The 14,036-nt window shown below is 63.7% G+C and carries 11 protein-coding genes; 6 read left to right on the top strand and 5 right to left on the bottom strand.

What is annotated here, in order from left to right:
- The first annotated feature begins 233 nt into the window (after window positions 1–233).
- Complete coding sequence (rarD, locus tag JFC13_RS13730) at window positions 234–1,154, top strand: EamA family transporter RarD (protein ID WP_198397649.1); 921 nt, start codon at window positions 234–236, stop codon at window positions 1,152–1,154.
- Window positions 1,155–1,206: 52 nt separating this feature from the next.
- Window positions 1,207–2,121, top strand: a complete 915-nt coding sequence (rarD, locus tag JFC13_RS13735; protein WP_198397650.1) for an EamA family transporter RarD — start codon at window positions 1,207–1,209, stop codon at window positions 2,119–2,121.
- Window positions 2,122–2,150: 29 nt separating this feature from the next.
- On the opposite strand, the gene JFC13_RS13740 is transcribed toward rarD (JFC13_RS13735), so the two are convergent.
- The 4 genes from JFC13_RS13740 to JFC13_RS13755 are packed head-to-tail and all read right to left on the bottom strand — an operon-like array spanning window position 2,151 to window position 6,305.
- On the bottom strand, window positions 2,151–3,215 hold the full coding sequence (locus JFC13_RS13740) for a permease (RefSeq protein ID WP_198397651.1): 1,065 nt from the start codon (window positions 3,213–3,215) through the stop codon (window positions 2,151–2,153).
- An 11-nt stretch (window positions 3,216–3,226) separates the two neighbouring features.
- Window positions 3,227–4,252 carry a polyprenyl synthetase family protein gene (locus JFC13_RS13745; protein ID WP_232488627.1) on the bottom strand — a complete coding sequence of 342 codons (1,026 nt, stop codon included), beginning with the start codon at window positions 4,250–4,252 and terminating at the stop codon, window positions 3,227–3,229.
- A 29-nt stretch (window positions 4,253–4,281) separates the two neighbouring features.
- A complete protein-coding gene (locus tag JFC13_RS13750) occupies window positions 4,282–5,583 on the bottom strand; it encodes a geranylgeranyl reductase family protein (RefSeq protein WP_198397652.1) in 1,302 nt (433 codons plus the stop codon).
- A gap of 2 nt (window positions 5,584–5,585) precedes the next feature.
- Window positions 5,586–6,305 carry a demethylmenaquinone methyltransferase gene (locus JFC13_RS13755; RefSeq protein WP_198397653.1) on the bottom strand — a complete coding sequence of 240 codons (720 nt, stop codon included), beginning with the start codon at window positions 6,303–6,305 and terminating at the stop codon, window positions 5,586–5,588.
- A gap of 126 nt (window positions 6,306–6,431) precedes the next feature.
- Between JFC13_RS13755 and JFC13_RS13760 the strand changes: the two genes are divergently transcribed.
- Both JFC13_RS13760 and JFC13_RS13765 read left to right on the top strand, forming a co-directional pair.
- Window positions 6,432–7,796: an isochorismate synthase gene (locus JFC13_RS13760; protein WP_198397654.1), complete on the top strand. Its 1,365-nt coding sequence runs from the start codon at window positions 6,432–6,434 to the stop codon at window positions 7,794–7,796.
- Between the two features lie 148 nt (window positions 7,797–7,944).
- Window positions 7,945–9,450 carry an HNH endonuclease gene (locus JFC13_RS13765; protein ID WP_232488628.1) on the top strand — a complete coding sequence of 502 codons (1,506 nt, stop codon included), beginning with the start codon at window positions 7,945–7,947 and terminating at the stop codon, window positions 9,448–9,450.
- Window positions 9,451–9,628: 178 nt separating this feature from the next.
- Here the strand turns inward: JFC13_RS13765 and JFC13_RS13770 are convergent, their stop codons facing one another.
- Window positions 9,629–11,548 carry a thiamine pyrophosphate-binding protein gene (locus tag JFC13_RS13770; RefSeq protein WP_232488629.1) on the bottom strand — a complete coding sequence of 640 codons (1,920 nt, stop codon included), beginning with the start codon at window positions 11,546–11,548 and terminating at the stop codon, window positions 9,629–9,631.
- A gap of 59 nt (window positions 11,549–11,607) precedes the next feature.
- Here JFC13_RS13770 and JFC13_RS13775 point away from each other — a divergent pair, with 59 nt between their 5' ends.
- On the top strand, window positions 11,608–13,299 hold the full coding sequence (locus JFC13_RS13775; protein ID WP_232488630.1) for an alpha/beta hydrolase: 1,692 nt from the start codon (window positions 11,608–11,610) through the stop codon (window positions 13,297–13,299).
- Between the two features lie 23 nt (window positions 13,300–13,322).
- Window positions 13,323–14,036 (top strand): hypothetical protein, encoded by a 714-nt coding sequence (locus tag JFC13_RS13780; RefSeq protein ID WP_198397656.1) that lies wholly within the window; start codon window positions 13,323–13,325, stop codon window positions 14,034–14,036.

Genomic DNA, 14,036 nt, shown 5'->3' on the forward strand with positions numbered 1-14,036 from the left:
GCTCGGCTTTGGTCAGCAGGTCGGCCGCGTAGATGCCGGCCGGGCCGGCACCCACAATAGCCACACGGAAGGGACGCGTCATTCTCACACCTCTCTAGTAAGTCATCTCCGATTGTATCGGCAAAGAAGGTCCTCCTAACAAACACGTGACGAAGCTCGCATCCCGACTTTCGGCTTCATCTCAGGCATCAGTCGGAATCGCCAGCTTCCTGTGCGTTGCCTAGACTCGGCCTGTGAACGCCTCTGCACTCGAAGAATCTGCCTTCCGACGCGTCGGACTGGGATATGGAACCACTGCCTACATCGTCTGGGGTCTCATTCCCCTGCTCTTCGCCGCTGCGGCTCCGACGGGCGCGCTCGAGATCGTCGCCCATCGGATCATCTGGTCGCTGATCTTCTGCGCCATCCTCCTCTTCTTCGCCAAGGGCTTTGTCCGCACCTGGTTGGTGATGCGCTCGGGGAAGGTCTTCTGGCTGCTTGCTCTGGCATCCGTGCTCATCGCAGTGAACTGGACAACCTACGTCTACGGCATCGAAACCGGCCGCCTCGTCGAAATCTCGCTTGGCTATTACCTCAACCCGCTCATCTCGATCGGGCTGGGCGTCATCCTCCTCAAGGAGAAGCTGCGCCCGCTGCAGTGGGCCGCGGTGGGCTTCGGAGCGGCAGCAGTGATCGTGGTCGGCATCGGGATCGGCCGCTTTCCCTATCTGGCGCTCACGGTGGCGCTCTCCTTCGGCCTCTACGGCCTGGTGAAGAACAAGGTCGGCGGGAAGGTCGGTGCACTCGAAGGCATGACCGTCGAAACCGCCGTACTCACTTTTCCCAGCCTTGCATTCCTCGCCTACCTCGCTGTGCAGGGCAATGGGACATTTCTCGGATTCGGGCCCTGGCACGTGGCCCTGCTCCTGGCCACAGGACCGCTGACGGCGATCCCGCTCATCCTCTTCGGCGCAGCCGCGAGGCGAATTCCACTGTCCTGGGTGGGAATGCTGCAGTACATTGCACCGACGATGCAGTTCATCCTCGGCGTCGCCCTCTTCGGTGAGGCGATGTCGACGACGAGATGGATCGGGTTCCTCATCATCTGGATCGCCGTCATCCTGCTGTGCACCGACATGGTCCGCCAGAACCGACGACGACCGCATGTGGGCTGAGTCTCTGTCACCGGTGGTCCCACAGGCTGCTGCGACTCACTAGACTCTTTATGTGATCGCAGATTCAGCCCCCGATGAGAACGCCTTCCGCCGTGCCGGGCTGATCAACGGACTCTCCGCCTACTTTCTGTGGGGACTCATCCCCCTGCTCTTCGCTGCGGCAGCCCCGACCGGGGCCGTGGAGCTCGTCTCGCATCGGGTCGTCTGGTCGCTGCTCTTCTGCGCAATCCTGCTGACAGTCACCGGCGGCTTCAAGCGCACCTGGGTCGTGGTGCGCTCAGGTCGGACCTTCTGGCTTCTCACCCTGGCCTCTGTACTCATCGCGATCAACTGGACGACGTTCATCTATGGAGTCGAGACGGGCCGCCTCGTCGAGGTGTCACTGGGCTACTACCTCAACCCGCTCATCTCGATCGGCCTTGGCGTGATCTTCCTCGGTGAGAAGCTGCGTCCGCTGCAGTGGACTGCTGTGGGCTTCGGCCTCATCGCCGTCGTCATCGTCGGCATCGGCCTCGGTCGGATGCCCTACCTCTCATTCACCGTTGCCATCTCGTTCGGTCTCTACGGACTCGTGAAGAACAAGGTCGGCAATCGGGTCGGAGCTCTCGAAGGCATGACGATCGAGAGTGCCGTGCTGTCCGTGCCCAGTCTGATCTTCCTCATCGTACTCGGCGCACAGGGTCTCTCCACGTTCACCGGGTTCGGTGCCAGCCACGTCATCATCATCCTCATCACCGGCCCGGCCACGGCGATTCCACTCATTCTCTTCAGTGCTGCGGCGAGAAGAATTCCGCTGTCGTGGGTCGGGATGCTGCAGTACATCACCCCGACGATGCAGTTCATCACCGGAGTCTTCATCCTCGGTGAGATGATGTCAACGACCCGTTGGATCGGATTCTTCGTCATCTGGATCGCCGTCGTCCTGCTGAGTATCGACATGATCCGCCAGAGCCGCCGCAGGCTCTAGCCGCGCCGGCGCCAGCCAGCAGGCCAGCCTCAGCCCACGAGCATGAGCACGACCCCGGAGAGCACCCCGCCGAGGGCAACAGCACTGCCCATCGCGGTGGTGGTGCGCCAGCCGATGGACTTTCCGACCATCACCATCGACGGGATGCTCAGTGCCGGAAGTGCGATCAGCAGGGCTCCGGTGACACCCGCACCCACCCCGGCTGCGAGCAGCGCAATGATGATGGGAATCTCGCCCCCGGTCGGGATCACCAGGAGTGTGCCCACAACAGCAGCGATGAGCACTGCGAGGGCACCGACCTGAGCCTCGAGCCCGTACACTCCCGACAGCCATGGACTGATGAGTCCGATGACGAAGACCAGGGCGAGATGCTCGGGCACGAGGATGAGCGTGAATTTCGACAGCGATCGCAGGTAGCGCTGGGGAAGAGACGACAGCCTCGACGGCTCAGGACTCTGCTCGGGAACCGCCTCGGCGCGCCCCTTGATCCACCGGCCGATGAGCGCGCTGGCACCGACGGCGATGAGGATTCCGAACACAAGTCGGGTGAGAGCGTACTGCCAGGGCAGGACGAGCGCGAGGAAGATCAGAACTGCGGGGTTGAGGAGCGGATTGCCCACCCAGTAGGCCAAGGCGGCGCTTCGCATCACGCCCGAACTCCGCAGGCCTGCAGCCACCGGGGCAGCGCAGCAGGTACACATCATCGACGGCAGCGACATCGCCGCGCCGACGAGCGATTGGCTGGTGTGGGTCCGACGATTCATCACTCGCAGCAGCCAATCTCGCGGCACCAGCGCATCGATGGCCGCGGCCACCACCAGAGCCACGAGCAGTGCCTTCCACACGGCGATGAAGTACACCAGGGTGAAGTCCCAGGCTCCGGCCAAGGAGAACGTGTCCCCCGCGGCTTCGAAGAGCGGACTGCCGTCCCAGACAGAAGTCTGGCTCATCGTCCAGGCCTTGTCCCAATAGGGCATCCACTTCGACCAGCTCAGGCCGATCAGGAGGAAGATCACGAGCACGCCGAGTCCGACCCAGTCGACCGTGGTCAGTCGCCGTCGACGACCTGCCTCAGCAGTCGCTTGGCTCGCCAAGGGTCAGATCCTCATGCGGTGCGTGAGACCACCGAATCGGCGAACGCGAACAGGGACTCCTTGACCAGTCCTTCGGGGACAGGAGCCAGCGCTGCCTTCGCATCCTCGGCCCAGCGGGTCGCTTCGTCGCGTGCACGGGCCGTCACCGGGTGAGCGGCCAGGGCAGCACGAGCGGACTCAAGCGCTTCGTCGGAGGTCAGATCCGCGTCGAGGAGTTCGACCACCTCGGCGGCGGCTTTGTCACCCTCGGCCGCAGCGGCCCGGACATAGAGCACCGGCAAGGTCGGAACGCCTTCGCGCAGATCAGTGCCGGGGGTCTTACCCGACACCGAGGAGGCGGCCGTCAGATCGATGATGTCATCGGCGAGCTGGAAGGCGATGCCGACACGTTCGCCGAATACCCGCACGGGCTCGGCCAGCGCCTGATCCGCGCGTGAGAACATGACCCCGAACTGCGCCGAGGTGGCGATGAGAGATCCTGTCTTGTCCGCGAGCACCTGGATGTAGTGATCGATCGCGTCCGCGCCCTCGGGTGGGCCTGCGAATTCGTTGAGTTGGCCCAGGACGAGTCGTTCGAAGGTCTCGGATTGAACCGTGACGGCATCGGGACCGAGCTTCGCCGTCACTCCCGAAGCCTTCGAGAACAGGAGATCGCCGGTGAGGATGGCCACGGAATTGCCCCACACCTCGTGTGCGGCCGGAGCACCTCGGCGAACCGGGGCATCGTCCATCACATCATCGTGATACAGGGAGGCTAAGTGGATGAGTTCCACGGCGACGGCAGCGTCGATGATCTCCTCTCGATCAGCCTCGCCGAGGCGGGCCGTGAGCAGCAGAAGATTGGGCCGGGCACGCTTGCCACCAGCTGCGAGGAGATGTTTGGACGTGGTGTCCGGCAGCTTCCGTGTCTGCGCGGTCACTTCGTAGAGCCTGCGCTCGACGGCTTCCAACTGAGTGGAGATATCCGCCGCGAGCTGGGCATCGGCACCGATAAAAGTCGCCGGAGAGGCTAGGTGGCTCATGTCCTCGTCATTCATCGTAGTCAGTGTTGTAGTCGCCGGTGAGCTCAGGCATTGCTGGTCGCCGGCACGATTCGGGTGAGAGCTGCAATCACCCGGTCGATGAGATCGGCCTCAGAGACCTTCGGGTCGCGGTAGAGGTTCGCCAGCACTTTCACGACGAACTCCATCACAACCTCAACACCCATACCGTACTTGATTCCGAACTGCATGAGTGCAGGGTGGCCGATAATGGAGGAGAAAACGCGCCCCAGGGTGAAGTAGCCGCCCAGGGAATCACCCACAAGCGCGGGGTATTCCTGCAGCTTCTCCCGCATCACGCGCTGCGGGTAGCGGGAATAGGTGGAGATCACCTCGGCGGCCAGTCGAGCGGACTCAAGGGCATAGTCGATGCCCTCCCCGTTGAAGGGATTGACCATCCCACCCGAATCGCCGACGAGCAGGAGCCCCTTGTGGAAGTGCGGGGTGCGGTTGAAGGCCATCGGCAGCGCCGCGGATTTGATCGGGCCCAACGAGGTGGACTCGTCGATTCCCCATTCGTGTCCCATATCCGCAATCCACTGCCCCATCATCGCTCGGAAGTCCACGGAACCGAACTGAGGTGAGGAGTCCAGCAGGCCGGCACCGATGTTGATCGTGCCGTCGCCCAGCGGGAAGAGCCATCCGTACCCGGGCAGAACCTCGGATTCGCCCGCCGAGTTGCTCGAACGCATCTCGACCCAGCTCTCGATGTAGTCGTCGGCATGCCTCGGCGAGGAATGATAGGCGCGAACGGCCACACCCATCGGGCGATCGTCGCGCTTCTCCAGGCCCATGGCCACTGCCAGACGTGAGGAGACGCCGTCCGCAGCGATCACGATCGGGGCGCTGAAATGAGCCTCAGGTCCGACCCGACGGCCTCGGTAATCGGTTCCGGAGGCGTGGATGCCTTTGATCCAGCCATCCTCGCCGACGTCCGGTGACATGGCTTTGACCTGCTCGAACAGCCTGGCACCGCTGCGCTGAGCGTGGCGGGCGAAGGCCTCGTCCATGCCCATCCGCGGCTTTGTGAGCCCATAGTTCGGAGTGCCGTCGATATCGGGCCAGTCGATCTCCAAGCGATGCCCACCGCCGATGAGACGCAGGCCTCTGTTCTTGTGCCATCCCTCGGATTCGGGGGTCTCCATCCCCAGGAACCCGACTTCCTTGACCGCACGCGGGGTCAGCGCATCGCCGCATATCTTATCCCGAGGGAACCCGGACTTCTCCAGGATGATGACCTCATGGCCGGCCTGCGCCAGGTAGGTGCCGATGGCCGATCCGGCAGGGCCGGCCCCGACGACGATGACCTCGGCCTCGAAGTTGGTCATGGTCAGCGTTCGGCGCCCGGCTTGAGCGCGCCCGGCTTCAGAGCGTGGTGAACGGCGACGATTCCGCCCGTGAGGTTGCGGTGCTTGACCTGGTCGAAGCCGGCGCCGAGGATCTGCTGCGCGAATTCGTCCTGGTCAGGCCAGGCACGGATCGATTCGGCCAGGTAGACGTAGGCCTCGGGGTTCGAGGACACGGCTTTGGCCACGGCGGGCAGTGCCCGCATGAGGTATTCCTTGTAGACGAGGCTGAAGGGGTCGAACGTCGGTGTCGAGAACTCGCAGATGATGAGTCGGCCACCGGGTTTGAGCACGCGCAGCATCTCTGCCAACGCGGTGTCGACGTCATTGACGTTGCGGATGCCGAAGGAGATGGTGACGACGTCGAAGCTGGCGTCGGAGAACGGCAGATCCATCGCATCGGCATAGATGAAGTCGATCGTCGGGTGGCGACGACGCCCCTCGGAGAGCATGCCCTGTGAGATGTCACCGGCGACCACCTCGGCGCCGTGATGGGTGAACGTCATCGACGACGTCCCCGTACCGGCCGCGAGATCGAGGACGCGTTCGCCGGGTCCGGCAGCCACGGAGTGCGCAACCGTCCGGCGCCAGGTGCGCGCCAGACCGAAGGTGAGCACGTCGTTGGTGAGGTCGTAACGGGAGGCGACGTCATCGAACATCGATGCGACATCGTCGGGCTGCTTGTCCAGCTGAGCACGGTTCATGCCACTATTCTCTCAACACCTGATGCCGGGGGCGAATTCGCGGACTCGTTTCCATGCTCTTCACGGTGTGGAACTGGCCACAGTCATCATCGTCGTGTCGAAATCCTCGACTAGAGTGGGCCTGAAATGACTACGACCTTCGATACCTCTGACATCCGCACCGCGCCCCCGCGCCTGCACGTGCGATCTCGCTTCGTCGACGACGTCGAACCAGGACCCGGATTCCCCTTCGAATCCGGACTGCCAACGACCGTCGAGCAGACGCTGGAGCTTTTGCCCACCTCGGCGTTCTCCTGCTGGGTCCGCGACACCTCGGGCCTCATCGGCTTCGGTCGCACGCTGCGCATCCGTGCCCGCGGCCGCGACCGCTTCACCGAGCTCTCCGACGCATGGAAGGCCATCACCAGCGCCGCGACCATCGAGGACGAGGTCGATCTGCTCGGCTCCGGGCTGATGTGCTTCGCCACCGTCGCCTACTCGGGCGAATCGGAGGTCGATTCCCTTATCCACGTCCCCGAATTCGTGCTCGGACGCCGAGGCGGTCGCGTGTGGATGACGTCGATCATCGCCGAGGGCGCCACCCCCACCCCGCCCGTGCTGAAGTCCGAACCGCTGCGCCGCGTCACCTCGGCGACGGCCTCCCCCGGTGACCTCGACAGCGATTCCTGGGCGGATCTGGTCGCGAAGGTCTCGCATATGCTCACGCCCGTCGGGGACTCCGCCGAGGTGGACGCCTTCGCCGACGATTCCACGCTGCGCAAGATCGTGCTGGCCCGTGATGAGCTTGTCACCACGGACGATGACATCGACGTCCGGTCCGTGCTCGGTGCACTCAACCGCAGCTACCCCAGTTGCTGGACCTTCGATGTCGCCGGCCTGATCGGTTCCACGCCGGAGCTGCTCATCGGCGTCGAGAACAACCGGGTGGCCTCGCGCGTGCTCGCGGGCACGTATCGGGTGGAGAGCGACCCGACGGCCGAGATGCCCGCTGCCAGGAAGCTGTTGAGCGCGCACAAGGACAGCACCGAACATGCCTTCGCGATCGCCTCGCTCCAGCGCAGCCTTGGACTCGTCGCTGATGATGTCACCGTCGACGAGCGGCCGCACCTGCTGCCCCTGGCCAACGTCATCCACTCGGCATCTGATGCTTCGGCCCACCTGCCGGAGGACTCGTGCCTCAATGCCCTCGACATCGCGGCCGCTGTGCATCCGACCGCGGCCGTCGGCGGGTACCCGCAGGCCAGCGCGGTTGCCCACGTGGACGAGTTGGAGCCGCTGGATCGTGGCCGGTATTCGGGCCCCGTGGGCTGGATGGACGACCGCGGCAACGGTCAGTTCGGAATCGCCCTGCGCTGCGGACAGCTCGAGGACCGCAATCGGATCCGCCTGTTCGCCGGCGCCGGCATCATGCCCGATTCGGATCCCCTCGCCGAGGTGGCCGAGACCGAAGCCAAATTCGCTCCGATGCGCCGTGCGCTGGGGCTGGAATAGGACTTGGGCTCGATGCCCCTGAGCTGAGCATTACTGCCTGAGCTGAGCCTCGCTGCCCCTGAGCTGAGCCTCGTAGCCTTGACACGTTGTCAAGGTTTTCAAGGCTCGTGTCAGTGGCTGTGTCAGTGGCTCGGCATAGTCTCTTCACATGTTCACGCATCCCGCGGATGACCCGGACCACCCCGATTATCGGGGCCCCGGATCGTGGGCCCGGCTTCCGGGCATCAGCACCGATATCGATCGGTGGTGCACGACTCTGCGTGACCTCGAACCAGCAGACGATGCGTGGGAGGCCCAGACGCGCATCCGTGCCCTGGAGGAGCTCACGTCCGCTGCCGCCGCCGCTCAGGCCCGTGAAGCCGTCGCCTTCCATAGGCACCGCCAGCGCGAAGATGCTGCCAACGACGTGCCCAAACGCGAACAGGGAAAGTACGCAGGCAACGAGATCGCATTGGCCAAACGGGTCTCGCCCGCGACGGGGCGCAAGTTTCTCTCAACTTCCAAAGCCGTCGTCAACGATCTGCCTCGCACCTACGAGGCGCTGGCCGACGGCTCCATCTCCGAAGCCAAAGCTCGCATCATCGCCGATGAGACGGCCTGGCTCACTCCCGACGAGCGTCTCTTCGTCGACGAGGAGCTCAAAGACCGTGCCTCCGTTGCCGGCAGTCGCCGGTTACGCACCGAGGCCCGCTCCCTGGCGGCCAATGTGTCCTCCGACAATGCGCATGAAAGGGCCGAAGCCGCGAGTGCGAATCGCCATGTGTCCTTGAGCGCGCTGAACAACGGCATGGCGATGCTCAGCGCCACGCTGCCACTGCAGCAGGCCGTTGCTGCGTATGAAAGTCTGGACGCCGCTGCCGCCGAGCACAAGCTCAACGGCCAGGACTTCGACCGCGGCCGCAACCAGCTGATGGCCGATATCTTCGTCGAACGGCTCACGGGACAGGACTCTGCCGGCGATGTGCCCACTGAGGTCCATTTGGTGATGGAGGCCGAAAGCCTGTTCTCTGACGGACAGGTTCCTGCGTGGATTCCGAGCTATGGGCCATTGCCGGCCAAGACGGCCCGGAATTTCCTTGCGGCAGATCGGGCCCGGTCCTTCATCCGCCGCATGTTCACTTCACCGGACACAGGGCAGTTGGTCGGTATGGACTCACGCAGGCGAACATTCGGCGGCCTGCTGCGACGCATGGTCGTCTTCCGCGACGACGTGTGTCGGACCCCGTGGTGTGACGCCCCGATCAAGCACGCAGACCATGCGAACCCTGTAGCCGAAGGCGGACAGACCCAGTGGTCCAACGCCTCCGGACTGTGCGCGGCCTGCAACTATGCCAAGGAGCACCCCGGTTGGAAGCACGAGGGGACTGCCGACGACCTCACCGTCTCCACCCCCACCGGTGAAGAGTACGAGACGGCCACTCCCCCGTTCGTCACCAAGTTCCGTCATCCACCGCCGAGAAAGTACACCGCTTCGGGAGACGCTGATGAACCCGCAGACTCCGACGAACCAGGCTGTTGCGGCAGTTCCGGCGCAGCAGGTAGTCACCCCGGCGGCGAATCCGCGCCGGAAGCGAACGAAGACGTCGTCGACTTCCCCCGACTGAGCTCGGTAGAAGCACTCTTCGAGGAGCTGATGCTGAGGGACACCGGGTGACTGACCGCCGCGGCAACTGAGCCGCCGGTGGTTTCGATGGCTGAAGTTCTTTCCACTGAACGGTCCCCGGGTCAGTCCCTCTGCGCTATCCCTCTGTCGTGTCCTTCTGCTCAGGTCCGTTTGCTTTGGTGCATGGCTCTGGTGGATTGCTCAGGTCAGAGTGCTCACATCAGATAGATCAGCTCAGATCCACTTCGATGATCCGACGGCCGTGCGTCCTCGTTTGTGGGCTGTCCGCTACTTTGTCGTCCTCTACGCCGCAGACAGCTTTCTCAAACTCTGCGATGAAGTCGTTGAGCAGGCTTGACTCGTCATGAGGTCCCACCCACGAATATTCCCACCCATAGGCAGTCGCGAGATCGTTGAAGTCCCGACCGTGAGGAACCGTGAAATATCTTTCGAGATACGGTGCCACGTGCTCCTGCGAGTGTTCGAGCCCGGAGAAGATCGCACCCCCATCGTCGTTGAGGACGACGATGAGCACATTCCCGGCCTCTTCGGCGCTCGGCGTGAGCAGGCCACCCACGTCGTGGAGCATTGCAACGTCACCGATGACCAGTACGACCTGTTCTTCGAGTGCAAGGGAGAGCCCCGTGGCGGTCGAAATCAGGCCGTCGATGCCAGCGAGCCCGCGTGAGGCGTGGATTCGCGCTCGCACGTCGGTGGCCTCACTGAGATAACGGATCGTATTTGAACTCGCTGCAAAAAGGTTGATTGTGCGGGCGGCCAGATGTTCAGTGATCGCCCGGGCGATCGTCGGCTTCGACACGCCTGCACGCTCGCGCTCACGCCGAGATGCGGCAATGATCGCTTCGCCGGCATTCACCCACTCGTCGCGCCACGTCGTGTCTTCGCTCTCGCGCGAGAATGTATCGCTGGGGCCTTCCTCGCCGCCGACCCGATCTCCGTGGCGGGTGCTGTTGCCTGTTTCCTTGACTTCCGGCCCCGAGAGCGAGACGGATAGCGGCACCGCGTCGACGTCATCGGGCAACCGCTGAACCAACACCTTAGAATCGGCAAGGAGCGAGGCAACAGGCCTGGTCAGAGTCGGCTTCCCGTGCACGATCGCAGTGCGGATCGCTGATCGCAGGTCCTCGCGTTCGCTGAGCACACGGGCATGCGCCGGAACCGCAGCAGGTGAGTTCCGCATCGCAGAGGTGAGAGGGCTCGAGGGCTCAGCCAGGGCTGGGATTGCGTAAGCCTCAGCCAAGGACTTCAGAGCCTGGGCCGAGTAGCCGCCAGCATCTCCGGCCACGATGACCGTGCCAGGAAGAATTCGGACCGAGGAGCTCCTCAAAGCATTCGTGGCGCGGCGCGCAGCATCCGCGGCGTTGCTCGCGGCGTCGCGTGCCTCCGCGGGGATGTGATGATCTGCGGAGGCGGACTTCGTCGTCTTGCTCGCTGACTCCAGTGACTCCGATGCCAGAGTCTGCACCGTGGCTTTCCAATCGGCGAGCTCTGTCACAGTCGGCACGAGCGGCACATCGAATTGCACGTTGAATTGGATGGGGCCAGCTCTGCCTGTGTCCGTGCCGAGCGAGAGCTCAACCGCCTCGGTGAGCAGATGTTGTGCATCGGCGCTTCCGGCAGGCACATCGACTCGAGCGCGCACATCGCTGAGCACCTGCGACTGGTCGTCGATCGTCTGATTTGCACCAGTCCCCCGCATCCGAGCAGGACGATCTGCCGTGATCGCCACGAGCGGAAGGTGACCGTAGGAGGCCTCGAGCACCGCAGGATGCAGGTTGGCCACAGCCGAACCCGATGTTGTCACCAGCGCCACGGCGCCGGCAGCAGCACCCTCGGTGCCAGCGGTACGGTCACCGGTGCCAGCGGTACCGTCACCAGCGCCAGCAGCAGCACCGGCACCTGCACCGGCCTGCTTACTGCGCAGTCCTCGTGCCAGGCCAAGCGCCAGGAACCCGGCATCACGCTCATCGATGCGCACGTGCGTACGGATCACCCCCGCCTCGGCGAGAGGGGCGAGCGCATAGATCAACGGTGCGGAACGGGACCCGGGTGCGATGACGACCTCGGTGACTCCCGACGACGCCAACCCACAGGCAATCTGCTGCGCCACTGCGCTCGAATTCAACATCACCTGATATTCAACCACTAACCCACCTGCGGTTCACATTGACTCCCTACGATTGACCCATGCGCCGATCGATTCTCTTCGCGGTTGGGGCGCGTGCAATCCGTTCGCTGACCGCCGCGCGCTCCCACAGAGGACGCTTCCCCACCCTCGACCAGAACAGCTCATTCCTCGGCCCTGAACCTCGCGGCAAGGAGGCCAGGAAATGGCACATCCGAGACAAACGCAAACTCTCGAACCGACTGCGGGAGTTCTTCATCTACTCCCCCGCGCTCGGTCGAACCGTCGGAGTGCGCGTGCTGCTGCCGGGAATTCCGCAGGAGGTCAGCCCGGTCATCCATCTCTATCACGGCGGCGGGGACGACTTCCGATCATGGACGGACTTCGGGTCCGCCGAGGAGCTCACACTCGACTCGCCTTACCTGGTCGTCATGCCGGATGCGGGAGCCGGCACCTACTCTCGCGTGGCAGTCGGCAGCGAGGTCCACGACTGGCCGACCTTCCACACCAAGGAGATCCCGGACTTCCTGCGCAAGAACTTCTCCGTGGACTTCGCACCGGAGAACCAACTCCTGGCGGGACTGTCCATGGGCGGATACGGGGCGATGAAATACGCAGCCTGGCACCCGGACCGCTACAGCTGGGCAGCGGCCTTCTCCTCCCCACTCGACCCTCTGTCTGCGATCCCTGCCTTCGACATCATCGCCATGCGGGAGGGCGCGAAGTCGATGACGCTGTTCGGCGATCCCGTCACCGACCGCAGCGAGTGGATCGCCAACTCCCCCTACGGCCTCGCGGAGAACCTGCACGGCCTGAACCTGTGGCTCAGTGCAGGGTCCGGAAGTCTCGAAGAGTCAAAAGATCGTGACCTCCTCGAATCGATGGTCAACCAGCAGGGCGAGCGCTTCTCCGCGCGATTGAACTCGCTGGGCATCCGCCATTCGTGGTTTCCCCGCACGACGGGCCTGCACAACTGGAACAGTTGGGAGCGAGAGCTGGGCGCCTGGCTGAAGACCCTGCGACGTCAGCGTGACTATGCCAGCTCCAATCACCGCAGCATCGAGCGCCGAAGTGGCAACGTCGAAGGCCGCCGAGGCGACGGTGCGGGCGAGCGCCGAAGTGGCAGTCTCGAAGGCCGCCGAGGCGACCCCCGCGTCGCGGACGGTGGCGAATTCTCATATCTCACCGGGCACGCCCTCTTCGACATCCACGGATGGAGGGTCGAGATCTCGCGACGCAGAGCTCAGATCGTGTGTTTCGGCTCCGTCAGCACTGCCGGCTTCTCCCTGACCGGAACCGGAAGCTTCCGGGTACGCACACCGGGTCTGTACGAACCCGGTCGCCGATACGACATCTCCGTCACCGGGCCGACAGGCACGAACGACTATCCGCAGCGCGCCGATAAGAAGGGGCGTCTGACGTTCACCGGGCGCTTGGCTGCAGCCATGCACGACCCGATCATTCCGGGCAAGCGCACTCAGCACTTCACGACGGTGGGGCAGTCCGAGATCACGACGGTGCGCATCGCGTCGACGCCGGATGAATCGTCCGCACCGGCACGAGCCATCGAATCAGACGCCTCGCCACGAGCTACCTCAGCCGACGTACCGCGGCAAACCGCAAGGTCATCCGAAGACGCAGAGGAAACAACAGATGTGTCGGAATCGGCACATGTCGATGACGGATCTCAGACGGCTGTTATCTATGGTTATAAAGGTCACACCATCGTGACCGACTTTCCTCCATCTGATTGAACCTTGACTTCGAGAGGTCACCCATGAAACGCGTACTCCCAGCCATCGCTCTCATCGCCGGACTGGCACTGACAGGCTGCTCAGGAGCTGACTCCCAGGACAGTCAGGCCAAGGAAGCAGGCGGTGGCGCACAGCCCGCCGCAGAAGAGGCTCCCGAAGTACAGCAGCTCGACGAGAATCAGCTCAAGAAGATCATCGAATCCACAGATGTCGATGGTCAGTCGTTCAAGTCCGTCGATATCGGTGCGGCCTCCGGCAGCGAAGCGATCAAGGCACTTGAAAGCGCCGAATACGAACCTGCTGAGTGCAAGGACCTCGCTATGTCTGCTCTCAACGCCACCGAGGCGAGCAACGGCACCACCCTCGCGGGAACCTCAGCGGACAACACGATGAGCGTCGCGCTCATGAGCCTGGCAGACGAGGATGCCGCCGGTTCACAGCTGAGGAACTCGACCAAGGTCGCCGAGAAGTGCAGCGACGTGACCATCAAGTCGCAGGGCATCGAGATGACGATGTCCTACGAGTCCTTCGATGCCACTGTCGAAGGCGCTGACGAGACCGTGGGAGTCCACGCCAAGATCGGTGCCGGCGGTCAGACTGTCCTCGACACCGACACCGTCACCAGCCGCGTCGGCAACAACATCGTCACCGCTGCCAACATCGCCGACACCGGGGATGAAGAAGCGGTGCCCAAAACCGCGAAGACGTTCGTCGACGCCGTCAAGAACACGAACTGA

This window comes from Brevibacterium antiquum (assembly GCF_016107655.1).
GTDB classification, from domain to species: domain Bacteria; phylum Actinomycetota; class Actinomycetes; order Actinomycetales; family Brevibacteriaceae; genus Brevibacterium; species Brevibacterium antiquum.

Excerpts from the sequence above, each read along its gene's own strand:
- JFC13_RS13775 (WP_232488630.1), top strand. The coding sequence starts at position 11,608 with ATGCGCCGATCGATTCTCTTCGCGGTTGGGGCGCGTGCAATCCGTTCG.
- JFC13_RS13755 (WP_198397653.1), bottom strand. The coding sequence starts at position 6,305 with ATGAACCGTGCTCAGCTGGACAAGCAGCCCGACGATGTCGCATCGATG.
- JFC13_RS13770 (WP_232488629.1), bottom strand. The coding sequence starts at position 11,548 with ATGTTGAATTCGAGCGCAGTGGCGCAGCAGATTGCCTGTGGGTTGGCG.
- JFC13_RS13745 (WP_232488627.1), bottom strand. The coding sequence starts at position 4,252 with ATGAATGACGAGGACATGAGCCACCTAGCCTCTCCGGCGACTTTTATC.
- JFC13_RS13750 (WP_198397652.1), bottom strand. The coding sequence starts at position 5,583 with ATGACCAACTTCGAGGCCGAGGTCATCGTCGTCGGGGCCGGCCCTGCC.
- JFC13_RS13780 (WP_198397656.1), top strand. The coding sequence starts at position 13,323 with ATGAAACGCGTACTCCCAGCCATCGCTCTCATCGCCGGACTGGCACTG.
- JFC13_RS13765 (WP_232488628.1), top strand. The coding sequence starts at position 7,945 with ATGTTCACGCATCCCGCGGATGACCCGGACCACCCCGATTATCGGGGC.
- JFC13_RS13760 (WP_198397654.1), top strand. The coding sequence starts at position 6,432 with ATGACTACGACCTTCGATACCTCTGACATCCGCACCGCGCCCCCGCGC.